This is a genomic window from Brevibacillus sp. M2.1A, assembly GCF_013284355.2.
In the GTDB taxonomy this organism is placed as follows: domain Bacteria; phylum Bacillota; class Bacilli; order Brevibacillales; family Brevibacillaceae; genus Brevibacillus.
The window spans coordinates 1,935,503-1,960,673 of the sequence record NZ_JABSUY020000001.1 but is presented as its reverse complement, the minus strand read 5'-3'; the positions used below and the strand labels follow the sequence as shown (position 1 = coordinate 1,960,673).

General features: G+C 48.8%; 22 protein-coding genes. 4 read left to right on the top strand and 18 right to left on the bottom strand.

The annotated features are described in order from the left end of the window. Positions 1 to 16: 16 nt before the first annotated feature. Complete coding sequence (locus HP567_RS09690; RefSeq protein WP_173608896.1) at positions 17 to 1,207, bottom strand: HEAT repeat domain-containing protein; 1,191 nt, start codon at positions 1,205 to 1,207, stop codon at positions 17 to 19. 21 nt (positions 1,208 to 1,228) lie between these two features. Next, positions 1,229 to 3,451, bottom strand: a complete 2,223-nt coding sequence (locus HP567_RS09685; protein ID WP_173608897.1) for a hypothetical protein — start codon at positions 3,449 to 3,451, stop codon at positions 1,229 to 1,231. Positions 3,452 to 3,890: 439 nt separating this feature from the next. On the opposite strand from HP567_RS09685, the gene HP567_RS09680 reads away from it, so the two are divergent. Continuing rightward, positions 3,891 to 4,805 (top strand): NAD(P)/FAD-dependent oxidoreductase, encoded by a 915-nt coding sequence (locus HP567_RS09680; protein ID WP_173608898.1) that lies wholly within the window; start codon positions 3,891 to 3,893, stop codon positions 4,803 to 4,805. A gap of 109 nt (positions 4,806 to 4,914) precedes the next feature. Here HP567_RS09680 and HP567_RS09675 read toward each other — a convergent pair whose 3' ends face one another. The 3 genes from HP567_RS09675 to HP567_RS09665 are packed head-to-tail and all read right to left on the bottom strand — an operon-like array spanning position 4,915 to position 6,708. After that, on the bottom strand, positions 4,915 to 5,469 hold the full coding sequence (locus HP567_RS09675) for a peroxiredoxin (protein WP_173609140.1): 555 nt from the start codon (positions 5,467 to 5,469) through the stop codon (positions 4,915 to 4,917). Between the two features lie 45 nt (positions 5,470 to 5,514). Continuing rightward, on the bottom strand, positions 5,515 to 5,763 hold the full coding sequence (locus tag HP567_RS09670; protein WP_173608899.1) for a glutaredoxin family protein: 249 nt from the start codon (positions 5,761 to 5,763) through the stop codon (positions 5,515 to 5,517). 21 nt (positions 5,764 to 5,784) lie between these two features. Further along, on the bottom strand, positions 5,785 to 6,708 hold the full coding sequence (locus HP567_RS09665; protein ID WP_173608900.1) for an NAD(P)/FAD-dependent oxidoreductase: 924 nt from the start codon (positions 6,706 to 6,708) through the stop codon (positions 5,785 to 5,787). Positions 6,709 to 7,039: 331 nt separating this feature from the next. On the opposite strand from HP567_RS09665, the gene nhaC reads away from it, so the two are divergent. After that, positions 7,040 to 8,392 carry a Na+/H+ antiporter NhaC gene (gene nhaC / locus HP567_RS09660; RefSeq protein ID WP_173608901.1) on the top strand — a complete coding sequence of 451 codons (1,353 nt, stop codon included), beginning with the start codon at positions 7,040 to 7,042 and terminating at the stop codon, positions 8,390 to 8,392. Here nhaC and HP567_RS09655 read toward each other — a convergent pair. The 9 genes from HP567_RS09655 to HP567_RS09615 form a co-directional block, all read right to left on the bottom strand. Then, the gene (locus HP567_RS09655; RefSeq protein WP_173608902.1) at positions 8,389 to 9,603 is read right to left on the bottom strand and encodes a sensor domain-containing diguanylate cyclase; all 1,215 of its coding nucleotides are present in this window, start codon (positions 9,601 to 9,603) and stop codon (positions 8,389 to 8,391) included. The two genes, nhaC and HP567_RS09655, sit on opposite strands and share 4 nt — an antisense overlap. Before the next feature lie 27 nt (positions 9,604 to 9,630). Then, positions 9,631 to 9,945: a DUF3870 domain-containing protein gene (locus HP567_RS09650; protein WP_173608903.1), complete on the bottom strand. Its 315-nt coding sequence runs from the start codon at positions 9,943 to 9,945 to the stop codon at positions 9,631 to 9,633. A 12-nt stretch (positions 9,946 to 9,957) separates the two neighbouring features. Next, a complete protein-coding gene (locus tag HP567_RS09645) occupies positions 9,958 to 11,370 on the bottom strand; it encodes an ATP-binding protein (protein WP_173608904.1) in 1,413 nt (470 codons plus the stop codon). A 127-nt stretch (positions 11,371 to 11,497) separates the two neighbouring features. Continuing rightward, on the bottom strand, positions 11,498 to 12,478 hold the full coding sequence (locus HP567_RS09640) for an N-acetylglucosamine kinase (protein WP_173608905.1): 981 nt from the start codon (positions 12,476 to 12,478) through the stop codon (positions 11,498 to 11,500). Further along, positions 12,465 to 13,289, bottom strand: coding sequence for a carbohydrate ABC transporter permease (locus HP567_RS09635; RefSeq protein WP_173608906.1), 825 nt, complete (start codon positions 13,287 to 13,289; stop codon positions 12,465 to 12,467). The genes HP567_RS09640 and HP567_RS09635 overlap by 14 nt, the downstream gene beginning before the upstream one ends. Positions 13,290 to 13,322: 33 nt before the next feature. Further along, positions 13,323 to 14,267 (bottom strand): carbohydrate ABC transporter permease, encoded by a 945-nt coding sequence (locus tag HP567_RS09630; RefSeq protein ID WP_229087975.1) that lies wholly within the window; start codon positions 14,265 to 14,267, stop codon positions 13,323 to 13,325. An 87-nt stretch (positions 14,268 to 14,354) separates the two neighbouring features. Then, positions 14,355 to 15,638 (bottom strand): ABC transporter substrate-binding protein, encoded by a 1,284-nt coding sequence (locus HP567_RS09625; protein ID WP_173608907.1) that lies wholly within the window; start codon positions 15,636 to 15,638, stop codon positions 14,355 to 14,357. A 26-nt stretch (positions 15,639 to 15,664) separates the two neighbouring features. Then, positions 15,665 to 16,702, bottom strand: coding sequence for a serine hydrolase domain-containing protein (locus HP567_RS09620; RefSeq protein WP_173608908.1), 1,038 nt, complete (start codon positions 16,700 to 16,702; stop codon positions 15,665 to 15,667). A 17-nt stretch (positions 16,703 to 16,719) separates the two neighbouring features. After that, positions 16,720 to 17,586, bottom strand: coding sequence for a MurR/RpiR family transcriptional regulator (locus HP567_RS09615; RefSeq protein ID WP_173608909.1), 867 nt, complete (start codon positions 17,584 to 17,586; stop codon positions 16,720 to 16,722). A gap of 210 nt (positions 17,587 to 17,796) precedes the next feature. On the opposite strand from HP567_RS09615, the gene HP567_RS09610 reads away from it, so the two are divergent. Continuing rightward, positions 17,797 to 19,089, top strand: coding sequence for an amidohydrolase (locus HP567_RS09610; RefSeq protein ID WP_173608910.1), 1,293 nt, complete (start codon positions 17,797 to 17,799; stop codon positions 19,087 to 19,089). Positions 19,090 to 19,101: 12 nt separating this feature from the next. Here HP567_RS09610 and HP567_RS09605 read toward each other — a convergent pair whose 3' ends face one another. The 3 genes from HP567_RS09605 to HP567_RS09595 form a co-directional block, all read right to left on the bottom strand. Further along, entirely contained in the window at positions 19,102 to 19,560 is a 459-nt protein-coding gene (locus HP567_RS09605; RefSeq protein ID WP_173608911.1) for a TspO/MBR family protein, read from the bottom strand. Positions 19,561 to 20,747: 1,187 nt separating this feature from the next. Beyond that, entirely contained in the window at positions 20,748 to 21,443 is a 696-nt protein-coding gene (locus HP567_RS09600; RefSeq protein WP_173608912.1) for a metal-dependent hydrolase, read from the bottom strand. A 133-nt stretch (positions 21,444 to 21,576) separates the two neighbouring features. Beyond that, positions 21,577 to 21,774: a hypothetical protein gene (locus tag HP567_RS09595; RefSeq protein ID WP_173608913.1), complete on the bottom strand. Its 198-nt coding sequence runs from the start codon at positions 21,772 to 21,774 to the stop codon at positions 21,577 to 21,579. A 284-nt stretch (positions 21,775 to 22,058) separates the two neighbouring features. On the opposite strand from HP567_RS09595, the gene HP567_RS09590 reads away from it, so the two are divergent. Continuing rightward, the gene (locus HP567_RS09590) at positions 22,059 to 22,655 is read left to right on the top strand and encodes a hypothetical protein (RefSeq protein WP_173608914.1); all 597 of its coding nucleotides are present in this window, start codon (positions 22,059 to 22,061) and stop codon (positions 22,653 to 22,655) included. Between the two features lie 116 nt (positions 22,656 to 22,771). Here the strand turns inward: HP567_RS09590 and HP567_RS09585 are convergent, their stop codons facing one another. Next, positions 22,772 to 24,838 carry an alkaline phosphatase family protein gene (locus HP567_RS09585; RefSeq protein WP_173608915.1) on the bottom strand — a complete coding sequence of 689 codons (2,067 nt, stop codon included), beginning with the start codon at positions 24,836 to 24,838 and terminating at the stop codon, positions 22,772 to 22,774. Positions 24,839 to 25,171 lie beyond the last annotated feature (333 nt).

Below are 25,171 nucleotides of genomic sequence, written 5' to 3'. Positions count from 1 at the left end.
GCAGCCTCCTTTCGCTCTATCTTTCCAGTGCCTGAACCGTGGAGATCGTTTTGCGGTACGACTTGCGGTACAGATGCAGCTTTTCGTTGTATTGCACGAGCTTCTCTGTCGTTGTTGCTGTCGCACGCTGTAGAACCAGCTTCTCTTTTTCCAGCTCCTCCTGGATCACTTGATGAGCCATCTCACTCTTATGACTGTTTCTCTCTTCCTGCAAAATTTCACACAGGGCAGCAAAGCCTTCGACCTCTAGCTGCGCCAGACTGCGCGCACTGTGATGGCGAACCCACCAGTTCGCATCGCCCACCGCTTTTTTCAGTGAGGGGATGTACGAATGCAATTTCAGTGAGCCAATTGCTTTCGCTGCCATTGCCCGAATTTCCCAATCTTTGTGGTTCATAAAATCCGTGACTGTCTGCTCATTCATATAGCGGATATCCCGACTCATGAGCTTGACTGCCTTAATTCGGACTTCCTTGTCAGGCGATTGAATGAGCTGGTATAGCGCAGGCTCAATGCCAGGCTGGGCATGCACCGCGTAGCCAATCAGTCCGATTTTGACCAGTTCAGCATCGGATTCTTGTAAAAACTGTGCGAAAAGCGGTGCTGTATCCACCTGCGCATCACTGATGATGTCCACGATAAGCTGGTGGACATTTTTCTTCGCTCCGACAACCCGGGTCACCATTTCCCGCAAATCTTCTGTGTTGCGTGCACATTTGGCGACGGAGCGCGCAATGATAAAAACACTGGTGTCATTCGTGTTTTTTTGCAGGAGGGTGAGTAGTGCAGGTACAGCGAGCTTGGAGCGCATGATTCCCAAATTGTAGGCGGCATCCACCCTCGTCCATTTCCACCAGCCATTTAGTCTTTGCATGTCCAGCTCTACGAGTCCCATATCCTCGCAGAGCCAGATCAGCTTGTCCCGATGAATGCCTGTGACTCGCTCCATCAGCTCAAACAGCTTTTTCTGAATGATTTGCTTTTCTTTTTGCGTCACATCGCCATAAGGCACTTGCAAGCGCTCGTCTTCTTCCCCGTGTGCTTGCAGGTAAACGAAGTAGTCGCGATATTTTTCCAGACAACGCATGGTCTGTTTCTCCACCGAAATGTTGCGCAGCTTCAGTGCGAACAAGACAAGCAAGCCTAATACTGTCAATCCACATAGCGCGTACAGAAAAACAATTGCCGTCGCCAATGGTGTTTGCACGTTTGCCACTCTCCTATCCAATCAAGGCTGAGTCCCGATCTTCACCGGAGCCTCAATCTCATGGAATGCTTTTTTTAGTATGGAATAGCTCTGTTTTTTGCGTTCGTGATAGCCGACTTGCTCCCAGCCTTGCCATGAATACATCGGGAGCTTCGTCACTGCATAAGCCTTTTGTCCGACGATTTGTTTGGTCGCTGTATCCACCAGGAGCGGCAGGATGCGAATGCCTTTCGTCTTCTTCGTCGTGAAGCTTTTGCCGTCATCTTCATAGCTCATGACGGACAAGGAGCTCGGGTCTGTAAATCCAAGCAGCATCCACGGTACTCTCAGCTCTACCACTTTGCCCTTCGCTTGCCAGGCGGTTCGTGAGTCGTACTGCGGGTCTGCGGCATCTGTCGTTCCCCGGATTAGCTTGCCGACCTCGACTTCCTCCAACGGATAGTACTTCTTGCTGTCTGGCGGCTCCATCTCCAGGCTAACAGCTAGCTTCCACGGCTTGAAAATCCCGGAATTGTCTTTTTTCTCCTCTTCCTTGATGGCAAGCATGCCGTAGCGTTTTCCGTATAAGCGTGCATGAAAGTCGTAATTGGCGGCGATTTGAATCTGGCTCTCGTCTGCTTTTCCCAACGCGATCAACGTCTCTAGCCCCTCATCCAGCGTCAGACCAGGAAGCTGAGCCGCATGCCTGTTCCCGCCAGGAAGCGTATCAATACCCATATAGAGCTGTTGTTTTGCCGGGTCAAAGTCTTCCTTCAATTGAGCAAGAAAATAGACGTACCCTTCATCATGTGTCATCCAGATTTCGTCGACGCCCGGGACTTGAACATCGAGGCGTTGCTTCTCTTCCGGCACGAGCTGATCCCAATCCGTGCGATTCCCATCGATGGTCAGCACGCCTTCTTTGTTCGGGTACATCCCGAGGACTCCGAACAGAGACTCGTTGGTCAACACGTTGATCCACAGGGAGCGTCGATCTTCCGGCAACTCAAAGCGCATCGTGTTCCACGTTTTTTTGAACCACTCGTCCTGCCACACGAATACGATTGCTCCCGAATACCCTTCCTGATGGATTTCCTGCAAAAGCTCGGCGTCGATCTCTCCCTGCTGCTTTTCTGAATGACCACCCTGATTGCGCCCCAAATTGCCCAGATGGGCGACTCCCACCGATGCTGGGACCCCGAATTCTGTCACCATGATCGGCATGTTTTTGTGATACTGCTTCAGTTGTCGTAAATACGCTTTGTACGTATCGATTTGCCCTGCATCGTTCTTCAACTGTTGCAGGGTAGTGTCGTAACGGAAGAAATCCGGATAATACGGGTACACGTGATAGGAAGCGAAGTAGCCTGCCTCCCACTGCGCTGGCTCTATATGGGTAGGATCGACACTGACCAAATCTTCATGATGGACCGGCTCTCCCGGATGCGATAAGGGATCTGTAGTCACCCAATTGGTGAAGGTCATCGGATGCTGCCAACCGTATTTGCTCTCTTCCATTGCCACCGTATCTACCATTTCAGCAATCCATGTCTCAAAAGCGGTTGCACTCGGTGTCGCGTGGAAGTACTTCCCTTGATAGGGAGTAACTTTTTGATGCAGGCGGTTGGTGTTTCGTACCATCACGGGGTCCCACTCGGTCCCTGTGTGCCAGCCGATCAAGTATTTGCCCGCATTGGCACGGTATGTACCACTTGCCTTTCCCGGTTTTTCTGGCAGGGTGATACCCCCGTAGACAGCGCCGACTGCATCCTTGATTTCCTGTCGAAACTCCTCGCGAATCTCTGGCAAATAGGCGTCTTTCTTTTCAATCAACAGCTCCTCTGGACTCCAAATGCCCTGCATCAAATAGAGAGGGTCCCCTTCTTTTCGCCGATTGTAATCGACCAGCGCTTCATAAAAGACAGGAGAATGGATGGTATACACACGAATGACGTTCGCTCCCATCTCGTCGATCATTGCGAACCAGCGCATGTAATCCTCTCTTGTTATGGGAAGCTCACCCGGATAATGACCCGGTAGCGATGCCCCCAGATTGACGCCTTTCGCAAAAAAGGGCTGCCATTTCTGATTCTGATAGACTTCGAACAGCTCGCCATTTGCGCGAAATTTTAATTGAGCACCTGTATTCGTCTCCATGCTTTCGACACGATCTGCTGCCCAAAACCACCAGAAAGCACTTGCCCCCACCACGATCAGCATGGTCAGGCTCATCCAGCGCCATCTTCTCTTTTTTGTTGGCTCCATTTCTCGTCAACCTCCGATATGTTGCCACGTCACAGTCATTGTAAACATAGGGAGCAAATCGTTCCCATAGACAAAATTCACTATTGTGTCTTTTTCAGATTTGTCATGAAAATGTAATGTTGGGACAGATTCACCTCCATCGTCCTACGTTTTTTGGAGGGAAGTCCTGCAACCGGGACGGTCTTCTGGCCCACATTTTTTGTCAACTAGGTACATTTACTCCTTCCTTTTTTTTCCTTTTGGCTCGTAAAAATGGTAGGTTGCTACTATTTGAAAGGCGCTGGATTTTTCCGATATAAAGGATTATTTACAAAAAGAACACAAAGTGTTTCTCGGCTTGATTCCTGGGAAGGTTCGTTTATAATAGATATTACAGGTCTATAATAGTTATTTTACTTTTATTACAGATATAAAGAATCTGCAAAGGTGGTATACAAACATGAATCAACTTATCGATGTAGGGATTATTGGCGGCGGACCAGCAGGTATGAGTGCCGCTCTCGCACTTGGCAGGGCAAGAAAAAGCGTCGTCGTTATCGATGAAGGCCGTCCACGCAATCGGGTTACACGTGAGTCACATGGCTTTCTTACGAGAGACGGCATCACTCCGGGCGAATTTCGTCGCATTGCAAGAGAGCAAATCAGCGCCTACCCCTCCGTCCGTTTCGTGGAGGATACAGCTGTAACGATAACGGGACAAGATGGAAATTTCCTCATTACGACTGCACAGGGAACGACTTATCAAAGCAAAAAGCTGCTGTTCGCAGTGGGAATGAAGGATCTTCCTCTACCTGTTAACGGATTGGCAGAAGTGTATGGAAAAAGCGCTTTTGTCTGCCCTTATTGCGATGGATGGGAATTACGCGACCAGCCACTCGTCTTGATCGCCAACGGGGAAAAGGCATTGCATTTGGCAAAAATGCTGTCTGGTTGGACCAAACAATACACCATCTGCACCAATGGACCAGATGGATTCACAGAAGAACAAAGGTTGGAGCTGTTGCAGCATCGCGTTCCTGTCTATGACTCCCCGATTGAGCGAATTGTATCTGTCGATGGGATGGTACAGCGCGTTGACCTTGCAGATGGCGATAGCATTTCGTGCAAGGGGATCTTTTTTGCTCCAAAACTCGCGGCTGGATCTGAGTTGCCGCAAGCATTAGGGTGCCAGGTAACGGAAGCAGGAACGGTCATCGTCGACAGCTTTGGGAAAACGAGTGTACCGGGTGTCTACAGTGCAGGCGATGCAGCTACTACACAATACCAAGTGATAACTGCTGCTGCTCTAGGTTCTGCCGCTGGAATGAGCATCAACAACGAACTGCTTTCAGAGGCATGGAATCATCAAAGTTAGCTCCATCCCTCCTCGTTCCTTCCATAAAAAAAGACAATCCCTCCGGTCTGCAATAGATGGGTGGGATTGTCTTTCTTCTATATTAATAGAAGCAATGCTTTTTCTTTGATTACAGCGTCTTCTGACCTGGCTTCCAGTTCGCCGGGCACAGACCGCCAGCCTGCAGAGCTTGCAAAATACGAGTTGTTTCTGTCACGCTGCGGCCTACGTTCATGTCCGTAACTACTTGGTAGCGCAGAATGCCGTCTGGATCTATGATGAACAAGCCACGGTGAGCTGCACCGGTCTCTTCGTCCAGGACGCCATAAGCTCGTGCCGTCTCTTTTTTGAAGTCGCTCGCAAGCGGGAAGTTTACTTCACCGATGCCGTTTTCATCCCGAGGTGTTTTGATCCATGCCCGGTGCGTATGTACGCTATCCGTGGATACCCCCAGCACTTCGCAATCCAAATCTTCGAACTCTTCCATGTTGTCACTAAACGAAGTAACCTCTGTCGGGCAAACGAATGTGAAGTCGAACGGCCAGAAGAATAAAATCAGCCATTTTCCTTTGTAATCAGCCAGCGACACACGTTCTTCCAGTGTCTCAAGGTTTTTGGTCGTGAGCATGTTAAAGTCAGGTGCTGGTTTTCCTACTTGAAGTTGTACAGTTTGCTGGGTTGTCATTGTTGTCATGATAAATCTCTCCTTTTATATGTTATCTAATGAAAATTACTTCGCAGCTTCTTCCAATGCTGCCAGTGCTTTTTTGATACGTGTCGGGTTGAAGCCCAAAATTTGCTTTTCACCAATGACTGTCAAGGGAACAGACATCACGCCTAAACGGCTCAGCTCCTGACCGTACTCTTCCTTTTCATCGATGTTGCGTTCTTCAAAAGAAATGTTTTGTTCTGTCAAATACTTCTTTAATTCCTTGCAGAAGTTGCAATTTGTGCTGGAGTATACGATTGCTTGTGCCATGTTTGTTTCTCTCCTGTTCTTCTATTTGTATTGGGGGACAACTTTTGAACGCTTGTTGATGTATTTGTCTACAGCCATAGCCGCAATGGCACCGTCTGCCGCAGCGACTACTGCTTGCTTCACAGGTGTTTTGCGCACCTCTCCCGCTCCAAATACGCCTGGAACAGAAGACTGCATGAACTCATCTAGAATCATAAAGCCTTCCTCATCGAGGGGAACCTGTCCATCCAAGAAACTGGTACCCGGCTTGCTGCCAGACAGGAAGACGAAGACCCCGTCTACGGATAGCATTTCTTCCGTCCCTTCTGCCGTGCGAATGCGCAACCCTTCGACCGCTTTTTCTCCCACTATTTCCAATGGGCGCGTACGGAAACGCATTTCCGTATTCGGCAGTTCGGGTAGTCCATCTACCCCTTGGAGATCAGCGCGCGGCACCAAGAAGGTGATCTTGTCCGTAAATTTGGTCAGTGCATGTGCTTCTTCCAATGCTTCCTCCGTATCACCGATTACCGCCACATGCTTGCCTTCATAAAAAGCTCCGTCGCATGTCGCACATGTGCTCACGCCTCGTCCGAGCAATTGCTCTTCTCCTGGAAGCATACGGTTACGCCCTTTGGAACCAGTCGCTACGATCACGGCCTTCGCTTGGAAAGTACCATGAGCCGTGAAGATGCTTTTATCCTCATCCTCTACGTCTACCGCAGAAATCGTAGTCTGGATGAATTCTGCACCGAAGCCCTCCGCTTGTCTGCGCATTTTATCCAACAGTTCTTTCCCAGTCATCTCGCCTTCAACCCCTGGGTAGTTGGCAATTTTATGTGTCAGGGCAAGCGCCCCTGTTCCGGGTGCCTTATCGATGACGAGCGTCTTTAGATTTCCACGAGCTGTATAAATGGCAGCGGAAGCACCAGCTGGTCCTCCCCCGATGATGATGACATCATACATGAACGGCTCCCCCTTTCCTTATTATCAAATTGTAATTATTATCAACTAGGAACAATTATCATTCTACTCGATAAAATTTTAAAGTCAATATCTTTTTATAATAATTTTAAATTAGTTCTTATTATAAAAAGCGCACAAAAAGTCCGCCCACTGCCTTGAATTATTTTACGATTCCGAATTCACCCGATTTCGTTGACGAAACAAGTAATTCAGGATAAAGTACCACTAACACTTGAACGCACAAAAGCAAAAAAGCAAGAAAGCACAAAAGTGCGAAAGTAAAATGTGCCTTCTCACTGCTTTCAGGCTGATTTAACAAGGAGTTGCCATTATGAACAAGCCATTATCTTTTTCACAAAGTATTTGGGTGCTTGTCACCGTATTCGGAATCTTGTTTCCTGCCCTTTTCTGGGGAAAAGTTGAGCCGCATATGCCGCTCTTCCTCGCAACCATAGGAGCTGCCACTCTTCTCTTCCTGTTCGGCGTTCCGTGGAAGCAAATGGAGGAGGGCTTGATCAAAGGAATTCAAACCGCGATCGCCCCCATGCTGATTCTTTCCTTGATCGGCATTTTGATCGGGGTGTGGATGATGAGTGGGACCGTTCCGATGATTCTGCACCTCGGCATTTCGCTCATCTCACCGGAGTACTTCACACTCTCCGCCCTGTTTCTGACGGTGATCGTCTCGACTGTTACAGGAAGCTCTTTTACCACGGTTAGTACGGTAGGGGTCGCTATGATGGGGGTCTCCACTGCACTCGGACTTGATCCGTTGATTACAGCTGGAGCCATTATTTGTGGAGCTTGCTTTGGGGATAAAATGTCGCCGCTCTCCGACACGACCAACTTTGCAGCAGCCATTGCGGGCGTCTCCTTGTCGGAGCACGTCAAGTTCATGTCACGCACTGCCGTTCCTGCCCTTGTCATTACCGCGATTTTTTTCGGAATTCAAGGACAAAGCGCCAGCGTGAATCTTGACGCCATTCAAGAAATCCAGCTTGCTTTGGAACAAAACTTCTCGCTTAGCCTCTTATCGCTGCTGCCTGCATTCGTCGTCCTGTTATGCTCAGCGCTGCGAAAACCTATCTTGCCTACATTGGTATTCGGGATTTTGAGCGGGATTGTCACAGCTGCTCTTTCCGAAGGAGTTACCTCTCCGGTCGAATGGATGACTGTCATGCAAAAAGGCTTCACCAGCAATATCGCCAATGAAGCCGTTGCATCGATTGTAGACCGCGGTGGACTGTTGTCGATGACCTGGTCCCTCGCCTTGATTTTGATTGCCTTGTCTTTAGGCGGCATCCTGCAATACAGCGGTGTGTTTCATGCACTCTTTTCCGGATTCATCAATCGAATCAAACGGGACGCTGAAATGGTCGGACTAGCCGGATCTTCTTCTATTCTCGTGAATCTGCTGACAGGAGAACAATATTTGTCCATCCTGCTCCCTGGGCAGATGTTTCGTGAAGCATTCACAGCTCGCGGAATGGCGGGCAGACGACTGTCTCGTACTCTCGAAGACTGCGGGACACTCGTCAACCCACTCATTCCATGGGGGGTAAGTGGTGCATTCTTTACCGCTACCTTGCATGTATCTACAGTGGAATACTTGCCTTACGTCATCTACCTGTGGATCTCGCCAGTTTTGACGTTTCTTTTCGCCATGCGTCGGCAGAAAGCTTAGCCGGCTGCATACACGGTCGTACAGTTTTTCCCTTTGCGCTTGGAGCGGTACAGTGCCTCATCTGCTGCCCGCTTCAAGCCATCTGCCGTGTTTGCGTCTTGAGGGTAGCGCGCGATGCCAACACTGACCGCTATCAAGATGCAGCAATCGTCCTGTGTTAACGGGCGCAAGCGCAAATATTCCCGAATGGCATGCGCTTTTTCCTCCGCCATCTCCATCGACGATCCGGGGCAGAGCAGCATGAACTCGTCTCCCGCATAACGATACGCAGTATCCTCTGGTCCCGCCACTTCTTTCATCGCTTCGGCAATTTGTTTAATCAGTGCGTCCCCTGCATGATGACCATAATGGTCGTTTACCGTTTTTAAGCTGTCTGAATCCAGCATGATCAAAGAGACAGACGCATCCTCTTCACCCAGCAGCTTTTCCAAATCACGATGGAAAGCACGATAGTTCGCAATCCCTGTCAGCTCATCCTGAAACGACATCTGGTACATTCGCTCATATAAACGCGCCGTTTCGATAGCACTTGCTACCTGAAAACCAATGATTTTCAGTAGTTCCTCGTGCTCTTTTTTATAAGCAAACTCGCGATAAGACTGGGCAGAAATAACGCCTTTGATCTGATTCCCCAGCATGAGTGGAACGAAAATGCATGTATTCGTATCAATTTCCGGGCTTCCCCAGCGGATCATTTCTGGTTCGCTTGGCTCGTTCTTCATCGTCTTGATGTGGATGGTTTCCCTTGTATCAATCACTTTGGACACCATCGCTTGCCCATAGGGAATGGTGAGCGGACCATAATTGACCCCGTTATCGATGCTGATCGGAATTTTGATCTCACTGTCGCCTTCATCATAAAAGGCGATAAAGAAAGCATCTGCACGCATTACGCGCGAGACCAGCTCGAATGCTTTCCACAAAATTTTGCTTTCCTCAAACGTTTTCGCAAAAATGTGGCTGAGATCGTGCAAAATCTTCATATGCTCGGAGATCCACATCATTTCGGTTACCTTATTGCGCAACTCCACAATCTGCTTTAGCAGTTCCGCATGCAAGGCACTGTCCTGTTCCGACAGCATGCTGTCTACCTCACGGGATAACGCTTCAACCTCGCCAAGCTCGACTTCTTCTATGTTGCCGAGCCATTGGCTATAACGCTCCAGCAACTGTCTTGCATACGCTTCTCTAACGTCATGCTTCTCATGCATATTCAACCCTCCGGCTATTGGGTAGCTTTACACTTTTTTTTCATGATATCGCTCAATAGCTGCACGGATGGCTTGCAAGACAGCTCCCTGACCAGGTGCTAAAAAGCGTTCTTGGATAGCCTTCGTGATCTCCTGCATGCCATCTGCAACTGTCTTGCCCACAAGCAAGCTCACCAAAAACTCGCTCGTCTTGTCCATGACAAAGGTAAAGCTGGCGTCGCAAATCACTTCGGCGTCTACATCAATGATGAGTACACAGCCCACCATGGTAGAAACCTCGTACAAGGTAGTTCCCTTGGGGATTTGGGCGAAGCCTGCTGTCAGTACCGTATTTTTGTTCATCCAGTCGTCCTCCTAGCTGCTGATCGGCAAGCATACCTCGACTGCTGTTCCGTTACCTGGGGTGCTTATCAACCGCAAAGTTCCCCGATGGTTCTCGATGATTTTGCGGCTCACCATCAATCCCAGGCCCGTCCCCGTTTCCTTCGTCGTGAAAAAGGCCTCTCCCAATCTCGCTATCTGATGGGCGGGGATTCCCACTCCATTGTCTTCAAACCGAATGACGACTCGGTCATCTTCACACCGCAGTCGAATCACAATTTCTCCATTGCCTGAGGTCGCTTCGATCCCATTTTTCAAAAAGTTAATGAAGGCTTGCTTCAACTGATTCTCGTCGCAATGGATCAAGGGGACTTCCGATTCGAAAACGACCTGAATCATGACCTTTTTCAAAATCGCCTCCGTCTCCAAGAGCGTAACCACATGCGTGATCAGGTTGGAGAGATCGCGAGCTTCAAACACAGCCGTATGCGGCTTCGCCAAGACCAACAGCTCTGAGACAATCATCTCGATTCGCGCCAATTCCGAGCTCATGATCGAAAAATACTCTGGCTTTCTCATGCCATCCTTTTGCATTAATTGCACAAAGCCTTTTAACGAGGTAAGCGGATTGCGTATCTCATGCGCGATCCCTGCCGCCAATTGACCGACCAGAGCGAGTTTTTCCGAGTTTTGCAAAAATTCTTGCGCCCGTTTGCGTTCCGTAATATCTCGGATCAGTATGTACATGGAGAGCTTGTCCTGGATCGTCATAGATGTTCCACATACTTCTACGTCCGTCCGACTGCCATCCAAGCGGATCAGCTCGACCTCTATTGGCGAGGCCGTTTCCTCTTCTTCCAAAGTGCGGATCAGACCCTTGATCTTCGGTACATCACGGGGATGGAAAAAAGACTGAAATGGATACCATAACAGCTCGTCCAAGCCGGAAGCCCCAACCAACTTCATCCCTGCTTGGTTGACATATTGAAGCTCCCCAGCACGGAAAATGAACGCACCTTCACCGGAAATATCCAATACTCTGCACTGTTTGGAACCATAGCTGTCCCCAAACGGGGCCGGAAGCTTCTGCACCATCGCATAATACCCAATTGATGTGCCTTCCTCCCAAAAGGTTCCATATGTAATATGCACGGGAATGCTTGTCCCATCCTTATGACGAAAAGCGGTGAAAAAAGGTCTCGGATCACCATTCATCGCAAATTGTGTTTGAAGGCGTACCATTTCTTGTTCTTCCGAAACAGCTAGCTTCCAAAATGAGGACCCTTCCCATTCTTCTACGGAGTAGCCATTCAACACCTGACAGGCAGGATTGCCTTTAAAAACTCTACCAAATTGATCGAGCAGAAAAGTGGCCTGAATCATTTGATCAAAGAAGGAACGATAGAGATGACCACTTCTCCAACCACTGTCCAATAAATTTTTCATCGTGCCCCTCCCTCCTGGGACGAGAAAACGGCTACTCCAAATTACGGAAATAGCCTACATCGTTCTCAAATCCTATTCTCACCCAATTTTACCCTATTCGCTCTGTTGTTTCCATCCCCCGGAAAATTTAATTATGCGATTTTTCCAGTACCTCTGCACTGACACGCAGTTGTTCTGCCATTTTTTCATCTACAACTAAGCCCAGCTTTGTGATAGCCGCTACCAGCGCTCCAACGACAGGTGATACCGTGGGAATGACCGTTTGAAACGAAGCTCTCCCAATCAGTTGTTTACGAAGGATTGTACTGGCCGTTAACAATCCTCCCGCCAAAACAACTGGTACAGGCTCCTGGATCTTTTTTAAGCAAGCATCGGCCAATTCCAGCAAATCCTCTACTGCTTGCATGATCAAAGCATTCGCCACCGGATCGCCCATAGTTGCGGCTTTTTCCACGAGCTGACTCGTTTTTGCCAACTCCATTCGGGGATTGCTTCCCCCGTAGATCAGGCTGATCAGCTCATCAGGACGCCCAACGCCATAGTGGTCCATAAACAGTCGCGTCAGTACTGTCGATTCACCGCGCCCATCGTATTCGCGCAATACGGCGCTTGCCGCTTTTTTGCCCAAATCAAATCCGCTGCCCTCATCCCCTACCAGATAGCCCCATCCACCTACACGATGCCTCGCCCCCTCTTTTGAAAAGGCACAGGCAATCGAGCCTGTACCGGCAAGGAGTACGACGCCTGGCTGCCCCCACGTCCCCGCGTAAAGGGCTGCGATGACATCACTATCAATCAATAGCCGTTCTCCCCACTCATCGGCAAAGGCATGCTGAATTCTTTCCTTGATCTGCGGACGATCTGCACCGCCTAGCCCAATAAACAGACCCGCTACGTCTTCTTCTTTCGCACCTGCCTTTATCCTTACAGTATCAATGAGTTGGCGTAGCGTAGCTTCCACATCCGCCCAGTTCCTGGAGAGCGGGTTTGATGATTCACCCACCGCAATTGCCTGTACCTGTCCCGCCTCATTGCAGATGGCTGCTCTGGTTTTGCTTCCGCCCCCATCGATCCCGACAAACCACTTTTCTCCATTACTTGACTGCACCTGCCGTCAACCCCTCCATAAATTGCCTCGATGCCATCAAAAATACGACGATCATCGGTAACGCAGACAACGTGAGCCCAGCAAACAGCAGGCTCCAATCCGTTTCATATTCTCCAAACAGCACCATCATGCCTACCGGAATCGTCTTGAGCGCTTCTTCTTGAATGAAAATCAACGGGAAGAAAAAGTCGTTCCACGCATGGATGAAATTAATAATGACCACCGTAGCCAAAGCCGGACGAATCAGCGGCAAAAGCACGCGCCAAAACACCTGAAAATGGCTGCATCCATCGATCCGCGCCGCTTCCTCCAGCTCAATCGGCAACGTCCGAAAGAAGCCCGTCAAAATAAAAACAGAGATCGGAATGCCACTCGCCGTATAGATCAGGATCAGCGACCACAGAGAATTCAAGAGGCCGAGATTCTTCATCAGCAAAAACAAGGGAACGATCCCCAGCTTGATCGGAATCATCAGGCCAATAATGAAAAAGAAATACAGCCCCGCTGTCCATGTAAAGGAAAAACGCGACAAGTAAAAGGCTGCCATCGCTGAAAAAACCGTAATGAGCAAGACAGACAGAGCACTGACAAATACACTGTTCCATAAAAAGTCGGCAAACGGCACGGCTTCCCACAGCTTTTTGTACGTATCCAGACTAAACGTCTTCGGAAGGGAGAGCGGACTCGCGAATATCTCCCTATTCGTTTTCAAGGAAGAAGAAATCATCAGTACGATCGGATATAGCGCGATTAATGCAAATATATACGCCAGCACATAAGAAACAGCTCTCCCACCCACAGTCATTTTCACATCGCATCCTCCTTTCCACTCAGGAACACGCAATTAGTGTTGGACTTCTCGTTTCCTCATCAAATAGAGTGATAGCGCCGACACAGATCCGACGATGAAAAACAACACGACAGCCAATGCCGAACCGAGTCCGAGTGTGACATCTCCAGCTCCGCTGCTAAACGCCATGCGATAAAAGTATACCGCCAGCGTATCCGTAGAATAAAACGGCTCACCCATCGAGCCTTGCATGGCGTAGACGAGCTCGAACGCTTCAAACGCTTGAATGAACGTAAATATCGTCATAATCGTGATCGCTGGCATGCACAGCGGCAAAATCATTTTCCACAGCATCCGCAAGCCTGTTGCCCCATCCAATCTCGCCGCTTCGATCAAATCCTCCGGGATCGATTGCAGTCCCGCCAAAAAGATCAGCATGGCAAAGCCTATGCCAAACCAGCAGTTAATCAAAATGATCGCGAGAAGCGCTGTATCCGGGTCCCCGAGCCATGGTCTGGCCCACTCTCCAATACCAATTTTCTCCAATATGGTATTAAGCGCACCGTAATTCGGATTTAAAACCAATTTCCATAAAAACCCAATCACAATAACAGACAACAGCCTTGGCATGAAATAAGCGATCTTGAGAAACCCGGACCCTCGTATTTTGCGATAGATGAGAAAAGCCAGACTGAAGGCAATTCCATTTTGCACAATCATTTCGACCACAAAGTAGAAGACGTTATGCCGAAAAGCGTTCCAAAACATTTCGTTGAAAGGCTCTACTGTAAATAGCGTAATGAAATTTTGCAGTCCGACAAAAACCCCGCGCTTGATGCCATTCCAGTCGTACAGGCTGTATAAGAAGGCCGAAAAGATCGGGTACACGACAAACACCGTATAAATAACAAGCGCGGGCAGCGGAAACAAGTGAATCAGCCAGCGAACTTGCCCCTTTGTTCGAATGCTTTTCCGGTTTACCGTCTCGATGATACCCACCCCTTTTTTCTGAAAATCATCGCGGTCTGTTCAGAAGCCGGGAGTGAACCCAACTCAGGTCCACTCCCCTTTTTCGTCTGCTATGTTCTACTTTTTAAAGGGAGGGAACCAGGTAGCAGCCGACTTTTGTACTTCTTCAGCGACCTGCTCAGGGGTGAGCTTGCCTAAATACATGCCTTGGAGAGCGTTTTCCAATGTTTGCTTCGTGGTCGGTTTTCCTTCCGCGAAGTTGACGACCATCAAATAGGGTGTGGCGCTTGATTGGGACAGCTCTGCCATCTTGTTTACCAACGGATCGTCTGTCGATACTCCTGGCACCGCGCTGATTCGTTTGAACTGATTGGCGAATAGCTCCCCGAACTTTTTCGTCGCCATGAATTCCATGAACTTCAATGCCTCGGCTTTGTGTTTGGACTTGGCATTGATGGCATAGGAACCATCGACCCAGGTTGTCAGGACTTGTTTTCCGTCATTCGTTGGCATCGGGAAAAAATCAAGTGGCAAATCGGGGTTGAGCTTTTTGATACCTTCCAATTCAAAGCTGCCATTGATGAACATCGCTGCTTTTTCCGTGGCGAACAACGTCCGCATATCATTCAATTCGAGACCCACATAATTTTCCGGGAAATAAGGGATAAGTTCTTGCATACGCTGCACGGATTGGAGGAACTCGGCGCTTTTTAAGTCACTTTCTCCTTTTAGCAGCTTGTCGAGATAGTCCGTTCCGCTATAGCTAGCTGGAGCAATCACACCATGACTGAGAGAGAGGAGCCAGCCTTCCTTTGCTCCGAAAGAGATCGGAACGATTCCTTTTTCTTTCAATGTTTTGGCTGTCGCGATCAGTTCATCCCAGCTTTTCGGTGGCTGGAGGCCATTTTGTTCGAAGATTTTCTTGTTGTAGTAAAATTGCGTCGAGTTCAGGGATAGTGGGACACCGTAGACTTTACCATCTTTACCTGTGGCCGCTGCGAGGACGTTTTTTGGGATGGTAGATATGCCTGGCACATTGTCGAGAGGCTCCAGATGTCCGGCTTCAGCCAGGGCAATCCCCGGAGCGTAGGGACGTAGCTGCAAAATATCTGGACCACTGTCGCTTTGCAGCGCCGTGTTGAGGATGGTATTGTACTCCGTTGCTTTGAATGGTTTGAAGTCGATTTTGATATTCGGATTGTCTGCCTCAAAAACTTTGATAATTGCTTTGTAGCCCTCCGTGTCTTCTACTCGCCAACTATGCATGGAGAGTGTTACCTGTTGTCCTCCACCCTGACCGCCGCCAGACTCTGTTTGGGTTCCCCCACTGCTACATCCTGTCACCACCATAACCGCAGCCAACACGATAGAAGCTACATAGCGAAAACGAATTTGCTTCATGCGAAAACCCTCCCCTTTTTCTTCCCTTAGGTCTGCAAAAGCTGAGCCGTAACAGCATCGTGCAAAATCGGTCGTAATTGCCGAAGCTGATGATTGCGGCCTAGATGAACGGCGTTAGTGAGAAAGATGACTGCAAACTGTTGCTCTGGGTCGATCCACATACTGGTACCCGTAAAGCCCGTATGTCCGAAGCTCTTACGATGCAAGTAGCTTCCACAGCTCAACGTAGTGGATGCTTGATTAAGCTCCCAGCCATACCCTCTACTCCCCCCTGCTTGCTCTGTATGATTGCGTATCGCCAGTTCGTACCATGCACTCGCAAGTATTCGAGGATCTTGATACAACCAGCTCATCGCGTATCGGCAAAGATCGTCAGCCGTTGAGAAAAGTCCAGCATGTCCGGCAACCCCTCCCATCGCAAATGCTTTCTCATCATGAACCTCGCCTGTAATGTAGGCATTGGTGAGGCTACAGTATTCAGTAGACGCAATATTCCGATAAATTTTTCGATCGGGACAGAAAGCGGTATGCGCCATGCCCAATGGGGTGAAGATACGCCGAGTGACAAACTGGTCCAAGTGCTCTCCTGTTACTCGCTCGATAACGAGGCCTAACCAAATCATGCCCAAATCACTGTAAATTACCTGGGTCCCTGGCTCGCAAATCAATTTTTGCGCGTACAGCAACTCGGGCAAATCGATCTCGCTGTCTCGCCTTCTCTCTGTCAAATCTGCCGGCATTCCTGAGGTATGCGTAAGCAACTGTTCGAGTGTGATCCGCTGTTTATCAGCGGGACAATCGGGAAAAAACCGACCAATCTGATCATCTAGCGCTACCATTCCCTCCTGCACAAGCAGGAGGATAGCAGGCAGCGTCGCTGTCACTTTGGTGAGTGACGCCAGGTCAAACATGGTATCCGGCGTCACTGGCTGGTCTTTGGCGATATTCGTCGTTCCGACATCACACGCATACCAGATACGGCGATCACGCACGATTCGCAAGGCAGCTCCCGGGAGCAAACCGTTGTCCACCCATCCTTGCAAAAGCAGCTCCAGATCGTCCATGTCTTCCCTCCCTTCTCCTACGTCGATGAGCGTTTCGTCCGACTCACAGCAAGCCTTGATTTTTCCAACAGGGGAATGACTTGCTCTTGCATCCTGCTAATCATGGTAATAAACAAAATATCGATGACATTCAATTGGGCAATGCGTGAGGCCATGGCTCCGCTGCGAATGCTTTTTTCTACTGAACTGGTGAACAGCCGGATGTTGGCTAATTCGGCTACTGGCGAGGGGCCTAATTTGGTCAGGGTAATGATGGTCGCTCCCTGCTGCTTGGCCTCCGTCAACGATTGAATAATGTCTTCGGTCTGTCCTGAATAAGATATGCCGATAACTACGTCTTTTTCCGTTAAAGTGACTGCCGACGTCAATTGAGCGTGAAAATCCGAATATGCCTCGCACCACAAGTTAATCCGCGAAAATTTTTGCCGGATATCGTCAGCAATGACTGCCGATGCACCGACGCCGTAGACATCGATCTTCCTGGCTACCGACAGCACGTCGACTGCTTTCTTTACTTCTTCGTTAGACAAGACGGAGAGCGTATCCTGGATGGATTGAATATTGTTCCAGCTGACCGCTTGCATAATCGATTCAACTGAACCTTCCATCATAATCTCCTGATAGCTGCCTATCGCCGTCTGTTTCGTCAAATCTCCCGCGACGCGCAGCTTTAGCTCCTGATATCCCTTCATATTAAGAGAGCGAGCCAAACGGATAATCGTCGCCTCGGATACCCCACTATATTCCGCCAATTTTTGGACAGATAGCTTCACGACATCTTCCGGGTGAGCCAGGATATAATCAGCGACTTTTCGCTCCGAAGGCTTCAATTGATCCAAGATTGCTTGCAGGCTGACAAGCCCTCCATTTAACATATGTGACATCTCTTTCTTCCCCCAAATCTTATCTACATTTTATGTAGCGTTATTTCTCTCGTCAATTGTTATCTAATAAACAATATTTCAAATTTGCAAAGCTCAGCACAACTCGTCTGAATTTGTTCTCCCTTTTTCAAAAAATTCCCTCCTTGACTTTCTCGCGGCGTCAAGCTTTACGCTTGCATCGCAACTAGGAATAAAAAGGAGGATTTTCCCATGGAAACGTTACTGATTAAAGACTGCATGATATGGACGATGGTTGAAGGAGAGAAGCCATTTCTCGGGGATATTTGGATCGTGGATGGTAGAATCGCCAAAATCGGACCATCCCTTGAAGAGGAAGCAGACCATGTCATACTGGCTAAAAATAGGCTAGCGATGCCCGGTCTCATCAATGCTCACAACCATGCCAGCATGTCCTTGCTGCGTGCTTTTTCCGATGATCTCAAGCTGATGGATTGGTTGGACAAAAAGATGCTCCCGGCTGAAGCCCGGATGACAAGAGAAGATGTCTACTGGGGAACAACACTGGGAATCGCGGAAATGATCGCTTCTGGCACGACCGCCTTTGCCGATATGTACGTGCATATGGATGCTGTTGCCCAAGCGGTACTTGATTCCGGGATACGTGCTTCCCTGACTCGCGGCATGGTCTTTCTCGAGGATGACGGAGGACGACGAATGGCCGAAGCCTTGGACCTCATCGACAACTGGACGGGAACTGGCGATGGCAGAATCACGACGATGCTCGGTCCGCACGCTCCTTATACGTGCCCGCCAAAGCCCTTGCAAGGAGTCATCGAGCTTGCCCGCAAGCGCCAAATCCCACTCCACATCCATCTGGCCGAAACAATTGAGGAAGGAGAGAAAATCCGGGCCAAGTACAATCAGACTCCCACGGAGTACTTGCACGAACTGGGCATGTTCGCCGATACGCACGTCTTGCTCGCGCATGCTGTTCATCTGAATGAATCCGATGTCGCGCTTCTTCGCGGGATGAGAGGCGGTGTCGCACACAATCCTGTCAGCAATTTGAAGCTCGGCTGCGGCATCGCCCCTGTCAGGGAGCTAATCGAGGCTGGGGTCACTGTCGGGATGGGAACAGACGGTGCCGGCAGCGCTACGACTCTCGATATGTTTTCCGAGATCAAAGCCGCGACTTGGATGCAAAAGCTCAAGCACGGTGATCCAACGGTACTGCCTGCTGAAACGGCCTTGCGCATGGCTACCATCGAAAGTGCAAAGCTGCTTGCAATCGATCACGAGGTCGGAACACTGGAAGCCGGAAAGCGAGCCGATCTCATCCTGATCGATCTGGATAAACCGCACCTCCAGCCTGTCCATGACATCCCTGCCCTGCTTGCCTACAGCGCAACGGGAGCCGATGTGGATACGACCATTGTGAACGGAAAAATTTTAATGCATCAGCGCCAATTCCAAACCCTCCATTGGGAGGAAATAAAAAGAGAAGCGACAGCACGAGCCAGCCGACTCGTCGAGGGCCTGTAATTGCTATTGTACTCACAGGTTGCGTAGGCAGAAGCCAATCGTGAGACACATCGCAAACACGCTCCACATGAAATAGGGAATGAGCAGCGAGGATGCGATTTTGTGGTGGGGACGAATGGCGCGAATGAGTACCCATGTGGAATACATCACCAGAATGGTATCCAGCGCAGCCAACACGAGCAGTTGATAACCGATAAACAACACGAAAAAAAGTTGATGAAAAAACCAATTGATTCCATAGAGGAGCAAAAGCTCACGGTCTATCTGCTTCGTTCGAATCAAGATGAGTAAGGACCATGCTATGAGTGCATATAAAATGAGCCAGATGATGCGAAACAAGTAGATTGGCGGTGTTCCATCGGGCTTGGCCAGAGAATCATGCCAGGCCCCACCGTCTGGAAAAGCAAGACCACCCAGTGAATAGAGGACCACTCCCGCAAGAAATAGAAGACTATTGTGCACCAATCTCATCCAGGAAGTCACCCTTTCTTCTTTCTCTTCTTTCCTCTTCTATATCTATGAGTGGTCCTTCTCTTTTCATGCTAGTTTCAGAGATTTCTTTTTGGGTAAAAAATCTTGGTTCGTGCTGTAGTGGTGGGGAGGAAACAGGAGAAAACGCTCCAGCTTCTAGGGCCACCCGCTGGGGGATTGACTGCCCGGCTCCATGAAAAAAAGCGAAACCCGCGTCCAAAGTCGTCCATTCAGGAGGTGTCTCAGAGGTGGACGCTAAAAGCTTGTTTCTCTTTTTTTCATTGCGCCTCGGTCGGTGTCCCTAAGATCTTCGCTTATTTCTCCTGTTTCCTCTACGTGCTTTCCGTGTTAAACGGGTTTTAAAAGCATTAAAAGATTGAAGAATGTAGCAAGTTACGGCAGAGAAGAATATTTCCAGACGTAGCGACTTGTGGAGTCCTACCGAGCGGAGAAGGGATTTGCGGGCAAAAGAAGCGCAACGTGCCCAAGCTACGAAGCGGCTACCACTTTTGCGTTTCCCCGCAAATCCCTTCGGAGCGGACAGTCTAAGCCCTCAGTAGGACGGAGCCTGGAGCCTAGTCTGGAAATATTCTTCTCCCCACCGCCAGCTACATAACTAGAGACCTTATGTTGTTGCTGTAGTGCTGGGAGGAAACAGGAGAAAACGCTCCAGCTTCTAGGGCCACCCGCTGGGGGATTGACTGCCCGGCTCCATGAAAAAAAGCGAAACCCGCGTCCAAAGTCGTCCATTCAGGTGGCGTCTCAGAGGTGGACGCTAAAAGCTTGTTTCTCTTTTTTTCATTGCGCCTCGGTCGGTGTCCCTAAGATCTTCGCTTATTTCTCCTGTTTCCTCTACGTGCTTTCCAGGTGATTCGATTTTTCAAAAGATGGAAGAACGTAATCAGTTCACGACAGAGAAGAATATTTCCAGACGTAGCGACTTGTGGAGTCCTTCCTAGCGGAGAAGGGATTCGCGGGCAAAAGAAACGCAACGTGCCCGGGCTACGTAGCGGCTACCACTTTTGCGTTTCCCCGCGAATCCCTTCGGAGCGGACAGCCTTACCCCCAGCGGGACGGAGCCTGGAGCCTAGTCTGGAAATATTCTTCTCCCCACCGCAGCCACATACATAGAAAAAAACCGCTAATCCATCCTTCGTAGATTAGCGGTAATATGTATCGAGATCGTGTTATGTCAGACGCAACGTCTCTCCTGGCTTCAATGCCTTGGCTCTGATGTCTTTCTCGGCCAGTTCAGCCACGAATGCTTCCCCATCCTGTTTGATCGGCGGGAATGTATCGTAATGAATCGGCACAACAAAATCTGCTTGTACCCACTCGGCAGCCACGAGTGCATCCTCAGGTCCCATTGTGAACACATCTCCAATCGGCAGGAACGCCAAATCGATGTTATGACGCTCTCCGATCAGCTTCATGTCGCCGAACAGTCCTGTATCCCCTGCGTGATAGATTGTTTTTCCACCCAGCTCGATCACAAAGCCCCCTGGCATTCCCATGTACACGATTTGTTTTTCATCATCCAACACAACACCGGAGCTGTGGAACGCCTGTGTCATTTTCACTTTTCCAAATGGCAGTTTGACAGAGCCTCCCAGATTCATCGAGATGGTCTTGACTCCCTGCCAGCTCAAATAGGTAGCAAGCTCATGGGTTGCAACGATTGTCGCATCGTTTTTCTTGGCCAATTCTACCGCATCCAGAATATGATCTTGGTGTCCATGTGTCAGAAGGATGTACTGAACCGAGATGTCTTCCAGCTTGGTTGCTGCCACTGGGCTTCCTGAAATAAATGGATCAATCATAATCGAATGCCCTTCACTTGTTACTTGCACGGAAGAATGTCCGTGAAACCGAATATCCAACATAGTGGTACCCCCTCTATTCGCAACGTTTTTTCAGTCCCTTTTATGTTACCATGCTGCAGGGTGTAAAGAATAGGAAAGGCCGTCGATCACTCGACAGCCTGAGAAACAAACTCTAATTTTCTACAATCAGAACTTAGCAATCGTCGCCGTCATGCTCTGTAACAGCAACAATTTTTGAATCACGAATAATGGTGCGGCGATTACCATTGCGTTCTTCCAAAATAATAGTGGTCGATTTTACTTGTACCAGACGGCCGAAAAAAGTACCGTCTACAGTAGCAACCTTAACATTTCTGCCTTCGAATTTTTTTACTTGGTCTTTAAATGACATGGTCAATCCCTCCTTCTCATGCATCCTATGTACATTTGGCATAGCCCTATTGAGCAAATGCGGAGTGAAAGAGAAAATGTACTTGTACCCGTCCGTCATTTGTCCTTATTTTGCCCTACACTCTCTTACCAACTTTGTCGTCTGGTGGCATAGTGACGCCAAAACCGTCCTCCGTTCACGAACACTGTGAGATTTTGTCGCACGATTCCAAAAGGAAAACCATTTTCACGTACAGAAACGGTATAGCAAGAGATGAGCGGACTTACGTCAGAGGAGGGATTTCCATGGGAGAGGTTATCGAGTTATTGGCACGGGAGAGAACATACAGTGGCAGAGAAGTTGCGGGACTGTTAGGTATTGGGGCCAGCACCCTGCGCAAGTGGAGCGTGCTCTTGGAACAGCACGGCTACTGGTTTTTGCGAGATAGTCAGAATCGTCGGGAGTACAGGCAGGTTGATATTACGTGTCTTCAGCGGTTTTATACCTTAACAAAGGATCAACTCATTCCGCAAGATGAAGCTGCCCGAATGGTTGCTACGCAAAGCTCACCTGAACCTGCCCGAAAGGAAACAGCCGTTGCGGTTGCATTCGCTGCCCCTGTTTCCTCACATCCAGCTTTGAACCATACTGCCGTTATTGAAGAACTGGATGAAAAGCTGCATGCCTTGGCTTCCCATGTCCAGCAACAAGACGCTGCCTACTTGGCGCTGTTAGCCCGTGTCGAAAAGCAGGAAACCTATATTACCAACAACCTGAAGGAACGAGATCGCCGCTTGACCAAGGCAATGAATGACATTATGGATGCCAAAATCGAGTTGGCAAAGATCAAGGACGCAAGTAGAAAAACTTCCTTTTGGCAAAAGCTGATTCGTCTGTACTAGTTTCGTTGTCACTAGCTGGAAAGAAAAAAGTTATCCCCTATTACACCATGGTGGAATAAGGAATAACTTTTTAGTTTTTAAAATTTTCGAGTCGGTTAAAAACAGCCAGGGTCTTTTTACTTGTTGTCTTGAAACAACCCTTCTGGAATTTTAGCATCCCAATTTTCAGGCAATTCCAACCGAAGCGCATGGGCTACTACGGCGGCAGTGTCTGTGTTTACTACCTCTGAGAGCTCTGTACCAGGCGTGATGGAGCCACCTTTTGCCGCCCAGAAAATCGTCTGTTCTCCCGGTGAAGAACCCCCATGCCCTGTCCCTTTCCCACCGTGGTCAGTCGTAATGATAATCAGGCTATCCTCCATCAGTCCTTCCTCTTCCAGTGCCTCGAGGATATTACCTACATACTCATCTGCTTTTTGGAGCTTTTTATAAAATGCCGGTGTGAAATAGCCTTGATTGTGACCAGCCCCGTCGACTTCATCCAGATGAACGAAAATGTTACGAGTATTTTCACCCTCTTTTTTGATATAATCGACTACTTTTTTCGCAGTCGCTTCATCCGACCCGCTGTTTTGCTTGTAAGAACCTGCTGAATCTTCAATGATACCGATATTGATCGGGCTCCATGTAGCGAAGGAAGCTTGCTGGAGCTTAGGACGCTCTTGTTTCAACAGCTTCATATAGGAAGGATACTCGTTTTTCTCCGGATAAGGAGTAGCCGCTACGCTATCGTTTGTCAATTGATGCTTGTCAGGAGTGACGCCATGCAGGATAGATCCCCAGTTTTGCGCACTGATCGTGGGCAGCTCTGCTTTGGCTTCAAATGTTCCAGCACCTTCTTCGATCAGTTTCAAGATATTCGTCGCTTTTGCTTCCGGATCTTTGACTGCATTCCCTGCACCATCGATGCCGATTACCACGACACGTCTGTAAAGGAACTCGTTCTCATATGGAGCCAGCTTTTCTTTCATCATCTCCACATCGGCTTTGTCCACTTTCTTGTCATTGTTAATATCCGCGTGTTGCGCTTTTTCCCAGCGCCGGTCACCGAAGCGGCTCTTTTGGTTGTTCATAATGACGTTCAAATCTTCCTCGGTTAGGAGGCCGTCTCCCGATACGTCAATCGAATTCGTAACGATTACTTCCGCTTTCGCCGTTTTGCCTCCATCGACAGTTTTCACTGTGAGTTTTGCTTTGCCCGGTTTACCTGCTACAACAGTTGGGCGTCCATTGACCATTTCGACCTTCGCGACTTCTTTGTTGTTGGAACTCCATCTGACATCCTGAACGGATGCTTCTTTCGGGGAAATTACAACTGTAACAGGCATCGTTGCTCCAGCTTTCAATTCGAGCTCCTTCTGATCCAATGAAATGCTCTTCACTGGAATTTTCGGAGCACTTGCGTAACTATCAGCTACTTCTTCATCTGTAACGGTACGACTCAGAATCTGCAATTGGTCCAACTGTACGTCATAGCGGTTTCCAAAATGGTTTCCAGCGCCATCTACTCCAATCTTGGTAGTGAAGCTAGTGTCGATTGTTCCCTTGGATTGGCTGATGTCGATTGTTTTTGCTACTTTACCGTCGACGTAGATCGTTGCCAGTTCACCCCGATCATGAGAAACGACGACATAGTGCCATGCATTATCCGCAATGTTTGGAATCGTTGCATCGAGACGGGAGCTGTCGGATGTGCGCCAATTCCACTTTAACGTAGAACCTTGCAGTCCGATGAACCACCCCACGTTACCACCGCTTGACCAGTTTTTATTGGAGATAATGCCAGGATCAGCGTCAACGCCAGGAGATTTTACCCAGAAGGCAATGGTGAAATCTTGTGTTTCCCCAAACTTCATTTCGTCATTTTCACCCAGATCTATCCAGGTTGCATTGTCTTTTGAGGTTGACTGGAAGTGAATGGATTTCCCCAATCCTACACGTCCTTCCACGAACGTTGGTGTTCCGAACACTTGCACTGGATAGTGAGATTCTGAGCTATCCTCTATGCTATTCTCGAACAGGAAACGATAGAGTTGCTTTTCAGATGGGAGTTCTTTCGCCGCCTCTGCCGTCGCATAAACAGACGAATTCAGAAATGGAGCTGGTGCGATGACTCCACCGGTAACGAGAGTTGTAACTGTTAAAAGGGCAGCAAGTCCTTTTTGGTTCAGGATTTTTTTCATGATACCTCTCCTCCTCTGATCTCAATTCATTTTCTTTTCATCGGCTTGATTTGCTTCATCACTTGCTTACGTAATTATCAAGCCTCCCTTTTTCTGCCCCGATCCCTATCACTTAGAAAGAATCCAGGTCTGTTTGCATTCATTTTATAGCTGCAGTGTTGAGGGTTTATTAAAATCAAAAGAAAAAACAATGAATTACAAATTAAATACACAACACATCAACCACAAACACAACAAAACACACGCTTTGCGTACCACTACCTGAGTCCCGGATTGTGGGCTCTATTGGAAGGTAAACGTAAAAAAGCAGCTTGCCACATTGACAAGCTGCCT

Excerpts from the sequence above, each read along its gene's own strand:
- HP567_RS09650 (WP_173608903.1), bottom strand. The coding sequence starts at position 9,945 with ATGAACAAAAATACGGTACTGACAGCAGGCTTCGCCCAAATCCCCAAG.
- HP567_RS09625 (WP_173608907.1), bottom strand. The coding sequence starts at position 15,638 with ATGAAGCAAATTCGTTTTCGCTATGTAGCTTCTATCGTGTTGGCTGCG.
- HP567_RS09645 (WP_173608904.1), bottom strand. The coding sequence starts at position 11,370 with ATGAAAAATTTATTGGACAGTGGTTGGAGAAGTGGTCATCTCTATCGT.
- HP567_RS09595 (WP_173608913.1), bottom strand. The coding sequence starts at position 21,774 with ATGTCATTTAAAGACCAAGTAAAAAAATTCGAAGGCAGAAATGTTAAG.
- HP567_RS09590 (WP_173608914.1), top strand. The coding sequence starts at position 22,059 with ATGGGAGAGGTTATCGAGTTATTGGCACGGGAGAGAACATACAGTGGC.
- HP567_RS09585 (WP_173608915.1), bottom strand. The coding sequence starts at position 24,838 with ATGAAAAAAATCCTGAACCAAAAAGGACTTGCTGCCCTTTTAACAGTT.
- nhaC (WP_173608901.1), top strand. The coding sequence starts at position 7,040 with ATGAACAAGCCATTATCTTTTTCACAAAGTATTTGGGTGCTTGTCACC.
- HP567_RS09610 (WP_173608910.1), top strand. The coding sequence starts at position 17,797 with ATGGAAACGTTACTGATTAAAGACTGCATGATATGGACGATGGTTGAA.
- HP567_RS09685 (WP_173608897.1), bottom strand. The coding sequence starts at position 3,451 with ATGGAGCCAACAAAAAAGAGAAGATGGCGCTGGATGAGCCTGACCATG.
- HP567_RS09620 (WP_173608908.1), bottom strand. The coding sequence starts at position 16,702 with ATGGACGATCTGGAGCTGCTTTTGCAAGGATGGGTGGACAACGGTTTG.
- HP567_RS09605 (WP_173608911.1), bottom strand. The coding sequence starts at position 19,560 with ATGAGATTGGTGCACAATAGTCTTCTATTTCTTGCGGGAGTGGTCCTC.
- HP567_RS09615 (WP_173608909.1), bottom strand. The coding sequence starts at position 17,586 with ATGTCACATATGTTAAATGGAGGGCTTGTCAGCCTGCAAGCAATCTTG.
- HP567_RS09680 (WP_173608898.1), top strand. The coding sequence starts at position 3,891 with ATGAATCAACTTATCGATGTAGGGATTATTGGCGGCGGACCAGCAGGT.
- HP567_RS09675 (WP_173609140.1), bottom strand. The coding sequence starts at position 5,469 with ATGACAACCCAGCAAACTGTACAACTTCAAGTAGGAAAACCAGCACCT.
- HP567_RS09655 (WP_173608902.1), bottom strand. The coding sequence starts at position 9,603 with ATGCATGAGAAGCATGACGTTAGAGAAGCGTATGCAAGACAGTTGCTG.
- HP567_RS09670 (WP_173608899.1), bottom strand. The coding sequence starts at position 5,763 with ATGGCACAAGCAATCGTATACTCCAGCACAAATTGCAACTTCTGCAAG.
- HP567_RS09665 (WP_173608900.1), bottom strand. The coding sequence starts at position 6,708 with ATGTATGATGTCATCATCATCGGGGGAGGACCAGCTGGTGCTTCCGCT.
- HP567_RS09600 (WP_173608912.1), bottom strand. The coding sequence starts at position 21,443 with ATGTTGGATATTCGGTTTCACGGACATTCTTCCGTGCAAGTAACAAGT.